12 protein-coding genes and 1 tRNA gene are annotated in these 15,670 nt (G+C 57.7%); 1 reads left to right on the top strand and 12 read right to left on the bottom strand.

Features of this window, described 5'->3' with window-relative positions; genetic code table 11:
• Positions 1–117: 117 nt before the first annotated feature.
• The 5 genes from ACGHP1_RS07395 to ACGHP1_RS07375 all read right to left on the bottom strand — a co-directional run bounded on the left by ACGHP1_RS07395 (position 118) and on the right by ACGHP1_RS07375 (position 7,285).
• On the bottom strand, positions 118–1,113 hold the full coding sequence (locus tag ACGHP1_RS07395; RefSeq protein ID WP_097781854.1) for a diacylglycerol kinase family protein: 996 nt from the start codon (positions 1,111–1,113) through the stop codon (positions 118–120).
• 187 nt (positions 1,114–1,300) lie between these two features.
• Positions 1,301–3,601 (bottom strand): ATP-dependent Clp protease ATP-binding subunit, encoded by a 2,301-nt coding sequence (locus ACGHP1_RS07390; protein WP_390508746.1) that lies wholly within the window; start codon positions 3,599–3,601, stop codon positions 1,301–1,303.
• A 140-nt stretch (positions 3,602–3,741) separates the two neighbouring features.
• Positions 3,742–4,005, bottom strand: a complete 264-nt coding sequence (locus tag ACGHP1_RS07385; protein ID WP_005937268.1) for a TIGR03905 family TSCPD domain-containing protein — start codon at positions 4,003–4,005, stop codon at positions 3,742–3,744.
• Between the two features lie 91 nt (positions 4,006–4,096).
• Positions 4,097–4,954: a PHP domain-containing protein gene (locus ACGHP1_RS07380; RefSeq protein ID WP_390508744.1), complete on the bottom strand. Its 858-nt coding sequence runs from the start codon at positions 4,952–4,954 to the stop codon at positions 4,097–4,099.
• A gap of 63 nt (positions 4,955–5,017) precedes the next feature.
• Positions 5,018–7,285, bottom strand: a complete 2,268-nt coding sequence (locus tag ACGHP1_RS07375) for a hydratase (protein ID WP_371288191.1) — start codon at positions 7,283–7,285, stop codon at positions 5,018–5,020.
• Between the two features lie 283 nt (positions 7,286–7,568).
• On the opposite strand from ACGHP1_RS07375, the gene ACGHP1_RS07370 reads away from it, so the two are divergent.
• Positions 7,569–7,652, top strand: a tRNA-Leu gene (locus tag ACGHP1_RS07370).
• Positions 7,653–7,701: 49 nt separating this feature from the next.
• Here the strand turns inward: ACGHP1_RS07370 and ACGHP1_RS07365 are convergent.
• The 7 genes from ACGHP1_RS07365 to ACGHP1_RS07335 all read right to left on the bottom strand — a co-directional run bounded on the left by ACGHP1_RS07365 (position 7,702) and on the right by ACGHP1_RS07335 (position 15,666).
• Entirely contained in the window at positions 7,702–9,219 is a 1,518-nt protein-coding gene (locus ACGHP1_RS07365; protein ID WP_005937257.1) for a nicotinate phosphoribosyltransferase, read from the bottom strand.
• Between the two features lie 224 nt (positions 9,220–9,443).
• Positions 9,444–10,958: an IMP dehydrogenase gene (locus ACGHP1_RS07360; RefSeq protein WP_120019819.1), complete on the bottom strand. Its 1,515-nt coding sequence runs from the start codon at positions 10,956–10,958 to the stop codon at positions 9,444–9,446.
• A gap of 547 nt (positions 10,959–11,505) precedes the next feature.
• Positions 11,506–11,793 carry a hypothetical protein gene (locus ACGHP1_RS07355; protein ID WP_390508741.1) on the bottom strand — a complete coding sequence of 96 codons (288 nt, stop codon included), beginning with the start codon at positions 11,791–11,793 and terminating at the stop codon, positions 11,506–11,508.
• Positions 11,794–11,972: 179 nt separating this feature from the next.
• Positions 11,973–12,710, bottom strand: coding sequence for an acyl-[acyl-carrier-protein] thioesterase (locus tag ACGHP1_RS07350; protein WP_097774918.1), 738 nt, complete (start codon positions 12,708–12,710; stop codon positions 11,973–11,975).
• A gap of 63 nt (positions 12,711–12,773) precedes the next feature.
• Positions 12,774–14,006, bottom strand: coding sequence for a PotD/PotF family extracellular solute-binding protein (locus ACGHP1_RS07345; protein WP_390508739.1), 1,233 nt, complete (start codon positions 14,004–14,006; stop codon positions 12,774–12,776).
• On the bottom strand, positions 14,006–14,851 hold the full coding sequence (locus tag ACGHP1_RS07340) for an ABC transporter permease (protein ID WP_390556629.1): 846 nt from the start codon (positions 14,849–14,851) through the stop codon (positions 14,006–14,008). Before ACGHP1_RS07340 ends, ACGHP1_RS07345 begins: the two co-directional genes overlap by 1 nt.
• Positions 14,851–15,666 carry an ABC transporter permease gene (locus tag ACGHP1_RS07335; RefSeq protein WP_044953212.1) on the bottom strand — a complete coding sequence of 272 codons (816 nt, stop codon included), beginning with the start codon at positions 15,664–15,666 and terminating at the stop codon, positions 14,851–14,853. Before ACGHP1_RS07335 ends, ACGHP1_RS07340 begins: the two co-directional genes overlap by 1 nt.
• Between the last annotated feature and the right edge of the window lie 4 nt (positions 15,667–15,670).

The following is a 15,670-nucleotide window of genomic DNA, read 5'->3' as shown; positions in this document are numbered from 1 at the left end:
CAAGACCTTTTTTGCTTCTTTTTGTTAAGAATTTATGACAGATGAAAAAATCAGCCGTACAGCGAAAAAGAGACAGCTTTTTTCTTGGACAAAAAAGCTGTCTCTTCTTCTGGTTTTTCATGTTCGGTCTGCACTCTGTGCCGTCCTCTGCGCTGCAAAGCGCTCAAAAGCAGGCTTTGGCAGAAGGATGCGCCCTGCCAGCGGCTGTACCTGTACAGTGATCTGCTCCTTGGGTGCGCATTCACCGTCTGCCGTGGCAACGATCGGCCCGCGGCCATCCGCAGCGCGCAGGCTCACCTGCTTTGCGCGGCGGTAAATGAAGTACGGCTCTGCAGCCCTGACGAGCTGACCGTTCTGGAAGTGCTTGCCGCTCTTGTACATTCCCAGCAGCTTTGCAATGGTCACGCGGCTCACCTTGCGGATGATATATACATCCAGCCAGCCGTCGTCGGGCTGTGCTTCCGGCGCTGCACAGAAACCGCCGCCATAGGTGCGGCCATTGCAGATGGCACACATCAGGCAGTCCACATCCAGCGTTTCACCATCGATGGTATACTCCACCCTGCGGCCGATGTGCCCGCACAGCTGTTCCACAATGGAAAGCACATAAGCCATCTCGCCGCCGCACAGCGGGATGCGCCGGAACTTCGGGATGCCGTAGGCAACCTGCGCATCCAGACCGGCAGCGCAGATGGTGGCCGAAAGGCCAAGGCTGGTCTGCATCAGATCGATGCTCACCGGCCCACCGGCCAGCTGGGCATCCAGATCCAGAAACTCTTCCTTTGTACCAAAGGTGCGCAGAAAATCGTTGCCGCTGCCAAAGGGCAGACAGCCCACGGCTGCATTTGCATAGCCATAGATCCCGGTGAGCGCTTCGTTGAAGGTGCCGTCGCCGCCGGCAGTGAAGACCCGCAGTTCTTCCCCGCTCTGCCGGGCCTGCTGCGCAGCGGCATTGGCCAGCTCCCGGGCATGACCGGCGTGATTTGTGACCTGAATGGTATACTCTTCCGGCGCAAGCCCTGCACGCGCGGCGGCAACATTGATCTGCTGCGGCAGCGTACGGGTGCAATCGGCCTTACCGGCAGTTGGGTTCAAAAGAAACAATGTGCGCATGGACTTCCTCCTGCAATTCTGTTGCTTCTATGATAACAGAAAACCAAAAGGATGCAAGAGCCAATCTCACAATGTCCCTGCCCCGTACGCACAAAAAAGGAGCGGATGTCTCCGCTCCCCCCTGCAGACAAAAAAATACCGCCCCGGGTCTTGTAACTCAGGGCGGTCCTTTTGAGCTTCCGATGCTTTACAGTGTTGCGGTTTCGTCCTCCCGCAGGACGATAGCACCATCCGCCGAGCAGTCCGCCGTCCAGTGCTGGCCCACGCAGGCCGTGCCGGATGCGATCTGATCCGCAAGTGCCTGCTCCACTGCCCTGTCCACTGCGCGGCGCAGTTCTCTGGCCCCGTAGGCAGAGCGGGCCTTTGCTGCCAGCGCCTGCCCTACCCGCGGTGTGTGATGCAGCTGGTAGCCGCTGCGGGCGGCACGCTGCTCCAGCTGGCACAGCATTTTTTCGGCAATGGCGCACAGGCTGTCGTCGGCCAGCGGACGGAATACGATCATCTCGTCCAGACGGCCTGCCAGCTCTGGCCGGAACCACTTTTTTGCCTCCTCAATGGCCTGCGCAGACTGCTTTTCAAACACGGCTTCGCTGCCCGCCGCAAAGCCCAGCGGCGTGCTCTGACCCGCCAAAAAACGTGCGCCGAGGTTTGAGGTGAGCAGTACGATGGTGTTGCGGAAATCCGCCTTGCGGCCCATGGCATCGGTCAGCTGGCCATCTTCCAGTATCTGCAAAAGGATGTTCTGAATGTCCGGGTGTGCCTTTTCGATCTCGTCAAACAGCACCACACTGTAAGGGTGGCGGCGCACTGCTTCGGTCAGCTGTCCGCCCTCGTCATGGCCCAGATAGCCCGGCGGCGCACCCAGCAGCCGGGCAGCGGTGTGCTGCTCCTGATACTCCGACATATCAAATTTGAGCAGGGCTTTTTCGCTGCCGAACCAGCTGACCGCCAGCGCCCGGGCAAGAGCCGTTTTGCCAACTCCCGTGGGGCCAAGAAACAGCATGGCACCCATGGGCCGGCCCGGCTCGCCAAGACCGGTGCGGCTGCGCCGGATGGCACCTGCCACCGCAGCCACAGCCCGGCTCTGGCCCACGATCTCGGCGTTGAGACGTTCTTCCAGCTTGTCCAGTCGTTCCCGCTCCTGCTCACCTACCCGCTCCACCGGCACACCGCTGGCCTGCGCCACCACATGGGCGATATCGTCCGGCATCAGCGTGGGCTTTGACTGCTTTGCCTGCTCGGCCCGGATGCGTGCCGCCGCACAGGCTTCGTCCACAAGGTCGATGGCCTTATCCGGCAGAAAGCGCCCCGGCAGATACCGCACCGAAAGCTCCACCGCAGCCTGCAGCGCTTCCGGCGGAAGGCAGACATTGTGGTAGCACTCATAGCGCGGCGCAAGCCCATTGAGGATATCCAGCGCCTGCGCAGGCGTAGGCTCCTCTACCTGCACCTTGCCGAAACGGCGTTCCAGTGCGGCATCCTTCTGGATGTGGGTGCGGAACTCTTCGGTAGTGGTAGCGCCGATAATTTGTATCTCGCCCCGGGCCAGCACCGGTTTTAAGATGCTGGCTGCATCGATGGCACCCTCCGCTGCACCGGCACCCACGATGGTGTGGAACTCGTCCACGAACAGGATGGAGCTGCCGTCCCGCACCAGCTCTTCCAGCAGGTTCTTGAACCGCTCCTCAAAGTCACCGCGGTATTTGGTGCCCGCCACAAGGCTGGCCATATCCAGTGCCAGCAGACGGCGGCCCTTGAGCGCACGGGGCACACGATCCGTGGCAATGCGCTGGGCCAGTCCTTCGGCAAGGGCGGTCTTGCCCACGCCCGGCTCCCCCACAAGGCAGGGGTTGTTCTTCTGACGGCGGCATAAGATCTCCACCATGCGGTCCAGCTCTGCTTCCCGGCAGAACACCGGGTCCAGTTCCCGTTCCGCAGCACGGCGGGTCAGATCCCGGCAGTACTTATCACTGGCGCGGCTGCCGCGCGGCGCACTGACCGTGGTCCGCATCTGATACGGCAGTACGAACTGCCCAGACAGCTGGCGGCATTCCCGCACGGCATCTGTGAGCTGCACGCCCATGGATGCCAGCAGGATGCCTGCTGTGCAGCCGTCATCCTCCAGCATGGCGCAGAGCAGATGTTCCGGCTCGGCCCGGTTCAGGTGCGCGTTCTGTGCCCCGATGATGGCGTAATCCATGGTGCGCTTGAGGTCCGGCGCAAGAGCGTAGCGATCCAGATGCAAAGCCGGTGCGCGGCGGCTCTCGGCCAGCTGACGGCGCACCTCCGGTTCCCGGATCTGCTTGCCCTCCAGAAACCGTGCTGCCGCCCCGTGATCCTGCTGCAGGATCGCCAGCAGCAGGTGGCCGGTATCGGCTTTTTCGCAGCCAAGGTTCCCGGCAAGCTCCACCGCACTGCGCAGCAGCTGATCCGACTCGTGCGAAAAGCCCTTGTACCCGCCAAAGCCAAGTTTTTCCCAAATACTCATTTGCCCGCTCCTTGCTGATGAAATTCGTTTTCACAAGAAGTATAGCCCCGAAGCACAGAAAAAAAACATCTCTTTCTGTCGGGATGGGAAAACAAAAAGGAGATACCAGCAGGCATCTCCCCCTTCGCTGTTTGATTTTTTCAGTCCATTTCGGCCAGAGCCTTTTTCAGGTTCTTGGCGATCTGATCCGGGCAGCTGGTATTGCGGAAACCGCAGAGCGTACCCTCCATGCGGTCGATCACATCTTCGGCCTTCATGCCCTTGACCAGACGGCAGATGCCCTTCAGGTTGCCGTTGCAGCCGCCAATGACCTCCATGGACGCAATGGTGTGGTCATCGTTCAGCACAAAGTTGGTCTGCTTGGAACAGGTGCCGCTGTTCGGGAAGCTGAATTCCTTGCTCATAGTTCAAAATCCTCTCTTTTTGACAGAAATCCCGACGAAGATCGTCTGCTTCTATTATAGAGCAGCGTGCCGGAATGTCAATGTGACCGGGTCACACATCAATACCGCGGCGCTTGTGGGCCAGCTCCAGAATGCGGGCCACCTGATCGTCTGCCGTGGTACAGGTACCCACCGGGTGCGGCACCTTGTGGTTTGCACCGTGGAAGTCCGTACCGCCGGTATGGATCAGCCCATACTGCTCACACAGAGCAGCACACTCGGCCCTGTCCTCCGGGCTGTTGCGGGGGTGCTCCACCTCAATGCCGTCGATGATGCCCTCTTTGGCAAGCTGACGCACCAGCGGCATGCTCTTGTAAACGGTCGGGTGTGCAAACACCAGCACCGCACCGGCAGCTTTCGCCGTGGCGATCACTTCCTGCACCGAGGGATATTTTACCTGATGCAGCACCACACCGCGCGGCTCCCAGCCAAAGAGATAACTGTACAGCTTGCCGTACACAGCATCGCACAGCCCCAGCTGGTGCAGCGCTTCCATAATGCCGCTTTTGAACAGCACACCGCTGTCCTTTGCGTATTCCAGCGCCTGTTCCGTGCGGAACTGCGGGTACAGCGCTTCGATCTCCTTTGCGCTTTGCAGGCCGCACTCGTTGCGGCGCTGTCGCAGAATGTCGCAGTGCTCCTTCAGTTCCCGGCTTTCCGGGTCCGGGAAGTAGCACAGCAGGTGCACGCGATGCTTATGCTCATGGTCATAGCCGGTCAGCTCGGTGGCCGGGAGCAGGCGCACGCCGTCCTGCACAGGGTGCTCATAGCAGTACTTTACGCTGAGCAGGGTGTCGTGGTCGGAAATGGCCATGGTGTCCAGCCCCGCCCGCGCCGCCATGAGCGGCAGGCGGTGGATGGGCACAGAGCCATCGGAACAGGTGGAATGGTTGTGAAGATCGCCGGGCATGGAAAATGAACCTCCCAAGAAAACCAGAGAAAGGCTTCCCCCAAGAGGAAGCCTTCTATCATATCAGTGCTTATAGAAATTGATCAGGCAGCCGTCGGCCAGGATCTTGCGCTCGTCGGCGGTCAGCGGGGCCATGTACAGGCTGAACTCCTTTGCGGTGTCGCCCAGCACATAGGCCTTGATGTCCTGCAGGTCGCCCTTGAGGGCCTCGCGGACATTCGGGATAAAGACATAGTCGCCCAGACCGAACGGCGTTGCGCCCACCAGCTGCAGCGGCAGCATGCCCCAGTTGATGAGGTTGGAGCGGTAGCGCTTGGTGGCGTACTCGGTAACGATGTTGGCACCGGCCCCCAGCACACGCTGGCAGCTGGCCGCCTGCTCACGGGCAGAACCATCGCCGGGCTTGACGGCAAAGATGGTGGATGCGATCTGCACATCGTTCCAAGTCAGGTTTTCGCAGCCGGGCACCTTGTGCAGCTGGGCCAGCACCTCGGCGCTGCCCTCGCCTGCACGGCGGGCCTTTTCTTCGGCCTGCACGGCCTTGGCACGGCCCACATACTCCGGGTCCTTGCGGCTGAGGGTAAACTCGGCCAGACCCAGAGGATTGGAACGATAAGACGAAGTCTCACCGGAGGGGATCAGCTCGTCGGTGGTGGTGACAGGGTCGGTGATGTAAGATGCCACCTTCAGCAGCAGGTTATCGCCCAGCGGTGCAATTTCGGGCCAGTCCTTGATGTTGGGGCCAAGCTTGAGCAGGGCATCGTAATCGCCCTTGCCAAAGCCCTGATACACGCGGGTATCGTAGCTGGAAGGATCGTACTGATACTCCGGCACGGTGGGATCATAGTCGATATCGGTAGCCGGGGTCAGAATGCCGCCGTTGGCCGTGGTGGCCGCAATGCTGCGGGCATCCATCAGTGCCACACCGGAAAGCTGGCCGTTGCCGGGCTTGGAGCCTTCGCGGCTGGGGAAGTTGCGGGTGGTATGGCGGATAGACAGCGCGCCGTTGGCGGGCACGTCGCCTGCGCCGAAGCAGGGGCCGCAGAACGCAGTGCGGACGGTGGCACCGCTGGCCATCAGGTCGTGGATGACTCCGGTGCGCACCAGTTCCATCATGATGGGCTGGCTGCCGGGATACACGCTCAGGGCGTAGTCACCGCAGCCGCCGGTGTGGCCCTTGAGGATGGAGGCAGCTTCATAAATGCTGTCGTACAGACCGCCTGCGCAGCCTGCGATCACGCCCTGATCCACACGCAGTTTACCGTTCTCGATCTTGCTGCACAGGTCAAGGCTGACATCCTTGCGGCCGATCAGCTTCTGCACATCCTGCTCGCAGGCATGGAGAATATCCTCAAGGTTTGCGTTCAGCTCTTCAATGGTAAATGCATTGGAGGGATGCATGGGCAGTGCGATCATGGGGCGGATGGCAGAAAGGTCTACCTCTACCACACCGTCGTAATAAGCAAGGTCGGCCGGAGCCAGCTTCTTATAGTCGGCGGCACGGCCATGCACCGCAAGGAATTTCTGCGTCGTTTCGTCGGTTTCCCAGATGGAGGACAGGCAGGTGGTCTCGGTGGTCATGGCATCGATGGCGTTGCGGGTATCCTGACGCAGAGACGCAACGCCGGGGCCGACAAACTCCATCACCTTGTTTTTGACATAGCCGCTCTTGAACAGCTTGCCCACCAGCGCAATGGCCACATCGTGCGGGCCGCAGCCTGCAGGCAGAGAGCCGGTGAGATAAATTGCAACAACACCCGGACGGGCCACATCGTAGGTGCGGCCCAGCAGCTGCTTTGCCAGCTCGCCGCCGCCCTCACCAATGGCCATGGTGCCCAGAGCACCGTAGCGGGTGTGGGAGTCCGAGCCAAGGATCATCTTGCCGCAGCCCGCAAACTTTTCGCGCATGTACTGGTGGATGACCGCCAGATGCGGGGGCACAAAAATGCCGCCGTATTTTTTGGCGGCGGACAGGCCGAAGCGGTGGTCGTCCTCATTAATGGTGCCGCCCACGGCGCAAAGGCTGTTGTGGCAGTTGGTGAGCACATACGGAATGGGGAATTTCTCCAGACCGGACGCACGGGCCGTCTGGATGATGCCCACAAAGGTGATGTCATGGCTGGCCATGGCATCGAACTTGATCTTCAGGTTTTCGGCATCGCCGCTGGTGTTGTGGGCCTGCAGAATGCTGTAGGCCATGGTGCCGGTCTTTGCGTTCTCGATGGCTGCGGCATCAAAGCCCTTTGCTGCCAGTGCGGCGCTTGCTTCGCCGTCTGCAGGCACCCATTCACCGCGGGCATAGTATGCGCCGCCGGTGCTGCACTTGATCATATCCAACATCTCGATTCGCCTCTCTTTTTGTATTTCCCGCCCGCCCTATCTTGCGGGCACTGCCCCAGCAGAGCGGTACGCTGCCCGCTCTGCCCTCTTCTGCCGCGCTGCCAAAGCACGCGGCTACGGCCCGGAAAACCGTATCTGAAGGTTATTATACCATGAAACCACGGAAAGAAAAAGCACTTTTTACAAATGAATCGTGAATGGAGGATGAAGAGACGGGCTCTGTGCTTTTTCTTGACAAAGAAGCCATTCTATTGTATTATTATTAGCGTTGTATGCCGCTGTGGTGAAATTGGCAGACACGAGGGACTTAAAATCCCTTTCTGGAGACAGAGTACGGGTTCGACCCCCGTCGGCGGCATAAAAAGCCCCCCAAGCTTACGCTTGAGGGGCTTTTTATTTTGCTTATTTTACACCTTGCCGCCGTGCAGCTCTGCATACATCTTGGAACGGCACTCGGCCACAGCCGGGGTCATGTTCACATAGTGCTTATGCGGGCACTCCAGACGCAGTTCGCTCTCCCAGGTCTCCTCGGTGAGCTGCTTTGCAATGTATGCCTTCTTCTCTGCGATCGAAGGCAGCTCAATGGCCAGCTGACCATTCAGCACATGCGGCACCAGCAGTTTTTTGACCTTGGTGGGGGTAATGGTGACGGTGCGCTCGATGGCATCGGAGTCCAGATTGACCATCGTGACGGGCTTGCCCGCCTCGATGACTTCATCATCCATGGCGATCAGGTCACACTGGGCCTGACCATTTTCATCGTAGAGGCGCCACGGCATCTTCTTGCCCGGAATGATGGCCTTGCTGGCGGAATCCGAGCACTTCATCTTGGGAGTGTAGCTGCCGTCCGGCTGCTTGACCGCCACCAGCTTGTACACACCGCCGAACACGGGGTCGGAAGCAGAGGTGATCAGGTTTTCGCCCACGCCGTAGGAGTCAAAATGAGCGTGCTCATACAGCTCCATGTTGGCGATCTTCTTTTCGTCCAGACCATTGGAAGCCACCAGCTTGATGTAAGGCTTACCGGCCGCATCCAGTGCCTTGCGCAGGCGCTTGGAGCCGCGGGCCAGGTCGCCGGAGTCGATACGGGCGCTCTTGACGCGGCGGTTCGGGTCGTTGGGGTATTTTTCGATGAGGTAATCGTCCAGTTTAATGAGGTTGGGCAGACCGCTCTCCATGATATTATAGGTGTCCAGCAGCAGACTGACCGAATCCGGGTAGGTATCGGCAAAGGCCTTGAAGGCATCAAACTCCGTGGGGAAGAACTCGATGAAGCTGTGCGCTACGGTGCCCACAGCCTTGACCTCCGCGCCGAACTTCATCTCGGCCAAGCAGTTGGCAGTGCCCACGCAGCCGCCCAGAACAGCAGCATATGCACCATCGTTGCCGGCGCTTTCGCCCTGCGCACGGCGGGTGCCGAATTCCATCACGCTGCGGGGCGTGTGGGTGTTCAGGCCGGTGACGCGGGTAGCCTTGGTGGCGATCAAACTGTGGAAGTTCATGGTCTGCAGCAGGTAGGTCTCGATCAGAATTGCGCCCACGAGGTCGCACTCGATGCGCACCATCTGCACATGCGGGTATGCCACCGTGCCCTCGGGCAGAGCGTACATGTCGCCCTTCCACTGATAGGTGCGCAGATACTCGCAGAATTCCTCGCTCATGCCCTTGGTGCGCAGCCACCAGATATCCTGTGCATTGAAGTGGTAGTTCAGCAGAAAGCGGGTCAGCTTGCGCTGGCCGGCGCTGATGGAGTAGCCCTGAGCATCCGGGTTCTTGCGGAAGAACATATCAAACACCAGCGTGGTGTCCTTGAATCCGTGCAGGAACAGGCAGTTTGCCATTGTAAATTCATAAAAATCCACGACCATTGCGGGGTTGTCGTAGTCCTCATCTGGAATATAAGGCACAACCTTGATTTCGTCCATGAATAGTATCCTCTCTTCTTTACACCCGGCAAAGGCTCCTTGCTGTCCCCTGCCGTTCTGACCTGTGGGAAGGTTTGCGCGCCTGCCTGTCTTGACAGTGCGTTTCTATCATGATATCACCAAACGCAGAGCGGTGCAAGCATTTTTGGAAAATCCCGGTCAATTTCCGGTAAGAAAAAGCCGCCCATACACAAACAGCATGGGCGGCTTTCAGAACAAACGTGTTAACCGTTGATGATATTGGGGGTAGCATTCTTCAGCACAACGTCGTGGCTGCCGCCCTCAACGATGGAGGTAGAGGAAACCACGGTCAGCTTTGCTTTCTGCTGCAGCTCCGGGATGGACAGAGCGCCACAGTTGCACATGGTGCTCTTGACCTTGTACAGAGTGGTCTGCACACCGTCAGCCAGAGGGCCGGCATAGGGCACGTAGCTGTCCACGCCTTCCTCAAAGCTCAGCTTGCTGGAACCGCCCAGATCGTAGCGCTGCCAGTTGCGGGCACGGTTGGAGCCTTCGCCCCAGTACTCCTTCATATACTGGCCGTTGATGCGCACCTTATTCGTGGGGCTTTCGTCAAAGCGGGCAAAGTAGCGGCCCAGCATCACAAAATCCGCACCCATGGCCAGTGCCAGCGTGATGTGGTAATCGTGGACGATGCCGCCGTCGGAGCAGATGGGCACGTAGATGCCGGTCTCCTTATAATACTCATCGCGGGCCTTTGCCACCTCGATGACAGCGGTAGCCTGACCACGGCCAATGCCCTTGGTCTCGCGGGTGATGCAGATAGAACCGCCGCCAATGCCGATCTTCACGAAGTCTGCACCAGCCTCGGCCAGGAAGCGGAAGCCCTCGGCATCCACAACGTTGCCTGCGCCCACCTTGACGGTATCGCCGTAGTGCTCACGGATCCAGCCGATGGTGCGGCTCTGCCACTCGGAGTAACCCTCGGAAGAGTCGATGCACAGCACATCCACACCGGCATCCACCAGTGCGGGCACGCGCTCAGCGTAATCGCGGGTGTTGATGCCAGCACCCACCACATAGCTCTTGTTCTTATCCAGCAGTTCGTTGGCGTTCTTCTTGTGGGAATCGTAGTCCTTACGGAACACCATATACTTCAGGTTGCCCTCGGCATCCACCAGAGGCAGGGTGTTGATCTTGTTATCCCAGATGATGTTGTTGCAATCGTGCAGGGAGGTGTTCTCCGGTGCAGTGACCAGCTTTTCAATGGGAGTCATGAAGGTGGTGACAGAGGCATCATCCGGGGTGTGGTTGATGCGGTAGTCACGAGATGCAACAATGCCCAGCAGCTTGCCGCTCGGAGTGCCATCGGCAGTGATGGCAATGGTGGAGTGGCCGGTGCGTGCCTTCAGCTCCAGCACATCGTGCAGAGTGGCAGTGGGGGCCAGGTTGGAATCGGACACGACATAACCGGCCTTGAAGCTCTTGACGCGGCGCACCATGGCGGCCTCGTTCTCAATGCTCTGAGAGCCGTAGATGAAGGACACGCCGCCCTGACGGGCCAGTGCAATGGCCAGCTTATCGCCAGAGACCGCCTGCATGATAGCGCTGATCATGGGAATATTCATCTGCAGGGGGCACTCCTCCTCGCCCTTGCGGTACTTGACCAGCGGGGTCTTGAGGCTGACAGCCGTGGGGATATTCTCTGCAGAGGAATAGCCGGGGATCAGCAGATATTCACCGAAAGTGCGGGAAGGTTCTTTATAGAAATAAGCCATGTTCAAACTCCTTTTCTCTTAACACATCAACATCAATCGGATTCATGTTTGCAACCTATAAATTGATTGTATATACTGTACCACAAAGCCAGCCGGAATACAAACCCCCGCCGCGCCAAACTTTGTAAATGCCCTTTGCAGAAAAACAGGCAAATTGCCCACCAAAATGGCGTAAGGTCATACTTTCCCGCATGAGAAGCCGGTTTTTGCGTGATTTATGGATGCAAAAAAGCTCGTCCTGAACGGACGAGCTTTTTTGCACACGAAGCGGGATACCGCCTGTGCGGCACATGGATCACGACTGTGAAGGAGAACAGCCGGAGGAGGAGAACCTGTGCCCGATATCCCCAAAAAACAAGAAGAAAAAGATTTCACACTCAGCAGGGCTTGTGCCCTTGCTGTAATCATATTGTAACTCTTTTGAAACCATTTTGCAATAGGGTTTTGTAATTTTTCTGTAATTTCTTTTGTTAACTTTTTGTGGACACATATAAAACCCCTGCCAGAAAATTTCCGGCAAGGGCTTTGCAGATCATTCTTTATTTTCTTAATAGCACTTTTTGCAAGCAGTGAAGCCTTCCGCTTTTGCTTTCGATAATGTAACCTTTTCCGGGTCTTTCATATTGCTGCAGGTAGACTTGCTGTGATATTTTTTGCCGCCGTGCGTTGGGACCCAGACCATCTGCTCCGTCTTTTTGCCGGCAGAAATGGTCTGAACGGCTGCAGTGGACGGCTTGCAGGCCGCAGTTTGTACCCTGGCGGCAGACGCCGCCGGGCACAGCAGACTGAAGCACAGTACCAGAACGGCCGCAAGGATTCGGAGATGTTTTTTCATTTGTTTTATCCTCCTTTGGACAATCAGAAGATCCTTCTAATAAAAGAGTACTCCCTGTTCCTCAGAGGATGCAATTCTCAAAATGCGCCGGTTTTTTCTGCACGGGTGACGCTTTTTTTGCATTGCTCGCTTATTTTCAGCTAAAAGCGGCGCAGCGGTTCTCTTGAGAAATCAACGATTTACACGTTTGTCTTTCCCACCTCCAGATAGCACTCAAAGCTGGTCTGGCCGTTGTGCTTTCCGACCACATACCAGCCATCCGCCGAAGGAGCATAAAACACCTCTGCCGTTTCTCCCATCGGGATCTCGCGGTGGTAGTTGATAGAAGCAAAGGTCACGGGGCCTTTGCGCATCACTTCCAGCGGCAGCGCATCGCAGACAAGGTCCAGATAGAATGCGTTGTTCAAATGGCCGTTCAGATCGCACTGGGAATAACGCGCCGTCCACTCCCCTGCGCTGGTCAGACCATCCTTGCACTTGTGCAGCTGCAAAGGCAGCTCGCCCTCCACCGTATCGTTCCAGAAATTCTCCACCGTCCAGCCCGGCTCCCGCAGAATACGGCCCTCGGCAAGGCTTGCCACGATCCAGCGGCAGTCCACCATAGCCACCTCTTTGCCCTCGGCATCGGTCAGGGTGGTGATGCGTTTGACCGAACCGTGTTTGCTGACCTGCGCCCGGGAGGTAAGGGTCAGCGTTTCGGCACGCTGGGGCACACGGTCAAATTTCAGGGCCTGCTTGCCCACCAGAAAGGTAACACCGCGATCTTTGAAGAACTGGTCATCCATACCAAAGGCGCGGGCGTGGTCTGTCGAAATCTGCTCCACATAGCGCAGCAGGGCGCTGGGCTTGAGCAGACTGCGGAAGTCGGCATCTGCGTTCATGACGGTCATGGTCTCGGTGTAAAAGAACTGTTCCATGGTTTTTCCTTTCTATAAAAAGAGACCACTGCACGTTGTTCTGTGCAGCAGTCTCCTTTGCGTTTAATACTGATTGCGGTTGCGCCTGCGGACCTTGCGCCAGATGTTGAAGCAGGCCAGCGCTACCATGGCTGCCAGCAGCGCAAGGAACAGCAGACTGCTGCCACCCTCGTCGTAGCTCTTCATTTCGCTCCACTTCACGTCCAGCTCGCTGTTCACATCGTCGCTCAGGGAAGTGAACACCTTTTCCTTGGCGGCTTTCTCTTCGGACGGATAAGCGATCTCGCTCTCCTTCAGATCCTCGTCCAGCACCTCCCACACATCCTGCATGGGGGTGGTGTAGCCGATGTACTCGGCGTTTGCCTTGCCGATGTCCGTCTCACACATGAAGTTGATGAACATTTCCGCAGCTTCCTGATGTTCGCTGGCAGCAGGAATGGTCATGCAGTCCACGGAAAGCACGCTGCCTTCTTCCGGGAACACCCATGCAAGGTCGGGATTATCGTCGATCATGGTGATGGCATCGCCGGAGTAGTACACACCGACGGCTGCCTCGCCGCCGATCATCTTATCAAAGATCTCATCCATGACGTAGGCCTGCACCAGCGGTTTCTGAGCCTTCAGCTCTTCCACCACCTCATCCACCTCTTCGGTGGACTGCGGGTTGATATCGTGGCCGCTCTTAAAAGCAGCAATGGCGTAGGCATCGCGGCTGTTGTTGAACATCAGGATATTGCCTGCGTACTGCTCGTCCCACAGGTCTGCCCAGCTGGTGGGCGCTTTGTCCACCATGGTGGTGTTATAAATGATGCCGGTGGTGCAGAGCATGTAGGGCACGGTGTAGGCATTCTGCGGATCGTAATCCGGATTCACGTATTCCTGATCGATCTTTTTGAAGTTCGGGATATTGTCGTAGTTCAGAGGCTTGAGCATCCCCTCGGCGATCATTTTTGCCACCATGTAATCCGACGGAATGACCACATCGTAGTTGGCTGCGCCGGACTTGAGCTTTGCGTACATGGACTCGTTGGAGTCGAAGGTGGTGTAGTTCACCTTGATGCCGGTGAGCTTTTCAAAGGCCGCCACCACGTCCACGCTGTCGTCCGAGCCGTTGGAGATGTACTCGCCCCAGTTATAGACATTGATGGCCACGTTCTGGCCCTTGAAGCGGGTCCAGTCGTAATCGTCCGACACCGAGACATCCTCGGTCACCTCAATGGTGCCGGCGGCAAAGGCGGGCATTGCACAGCAGACCGCCATTGCCAGCGCCAGCAGCAACACAGCAAAACGTTTCATCACACGCCCTCCCCTCTCAGCGCCTTCTGGTCGCGGCGGTAGCTGCGGCTCTCCATTGCGTTGGAAATCAGAATGATGCACAGAATGACCACGAACATGATGGTGGACAGCTCATAGATCTCCGGGCTGACCTTTTTACGGGTCATGGAGTAGATGGCGATGGGCAGCGTTTCCACCGTGCCGCAGTTGAAATAGGAGATCATGAAGTCGTCGATGGAATAGGTCAGGCAGATGAGGAATGCCGACAGGATGGCCGGGCTGATCTCCGGCAGGATGACCTTGAAGAAGGCCTGCTTGGGGTCGCAGCCAAGGTCGAGCGCTGCCTCATACAGCTTGATATCCAATTGCTTGAGCTTGGGCGTGACGTTGAAGATGACATACGGCACATTGAACGCGATATGCGCAATGAGCAGCGTCGGGAAGCCCATGATGGTATCCGGCAGCCAGGAGACACCCCCGGCAAAGCGCTGGTAGGCCACGAACAGCAGCATGAGCGAGATGCCGGTGATGATCTCCGGGTTGACCACCGGGATATAGGTGATGTTGGTGACGACAAGGCGGCTCCCGCGGCCCATGGACGCAATGCCCAGACTTGCCGCTGTACCCAGCACAGTGGCAATGACCGCAGAGATCAGAGCCACTTCCAGCGAGACCAGCAGCGCATGCAGGATGGAGGAGTTGTTCAGCAGGCTGGAGTACCACTTGAGGGTAAAGCCGGTGAAGAGCGAATAGCCCTTGGACTGGTTGAAGCTGAATACGATCATGTATGCAATGGGCAGGTACATGAAGCAGAAAAACAGCACGATATAGACGCGCTGCATCAGGCGCAGATGTTTCGTTTTCATCAGGACACGCCCTCCATTTCATCTTCATCAAAGCTGGAGGTGAAGCTCATGCACAGCAGCACAATGATCATCAGCACAAGGCTCATGGCAGAACCCACGTTCAGATTGTAGCTGTTGCCCAGAAACTGCATCTCGATCAGATCGCCAATGAGCAGGTTGGAGCCGCCGCCCAGCATACGGCTGATAACAAAGGTGGACACCGCCGGGACGAACACCATGGTGATGCCGGTGCTGATGCCGGGCACGCTCATGGGGATGAGCACCCGGAGAAGGGTCTTGGTGGTGGAAGCGCCCAGATCCTGCGCAGCTTCCACCAGGCTCTGGTCGATCTTGGTCATGCTGGTGTACAGCGGCAGGATCATATAGGGCACATAGTTATACACCATGCCCAGCACCACCGCGCCGGAGGTGTTGAGCATATTGAAGGGGCCAAGGCCGAACACGCCCAGAACGGCGTTCACCGGGCCGTTGATGCTGAGCAGGCCCATCCATGCGTAGGTGCGCAGCAGGAAGTTCATCCACATGGGCAGCATGACCAGCATGAGCATGATGTGCTGCTTGTTCACCCGCAGGCGGGAAAGGAAATAGCCCACCGGGAACGCAATGACCAGACAAATGACCGTGGCAATGAGGGCCAGCAGCAGGCTGCGGGCAAACACCGAGCCGTAGCCGCTGATGGAGGTGAGGTTATCCAGCGTGAAAGCTCCGTTTGCATCCGTAAATGCATAGTACACCACGATGATCAAAGGCACCACTGTGAACAGCGTCATCCATACAAAGTACGGATAGGCCAGCTTTTTATCGTAAATCTTCATCATT

This window comes from Faecalibacterium sp. i21-0019-B1 (genome assembly GCF_042852915.1).
Taxonomy (GTDB): Bacteria; Bacillota; Clostridia; order Oscillospirales; family Ruminococcaceae; genus Faecalibacterium; species Faecalibacterium taiwanense.
This window is presented reverse-complemented; position numbering and strand designations above follow the sequence as displayed.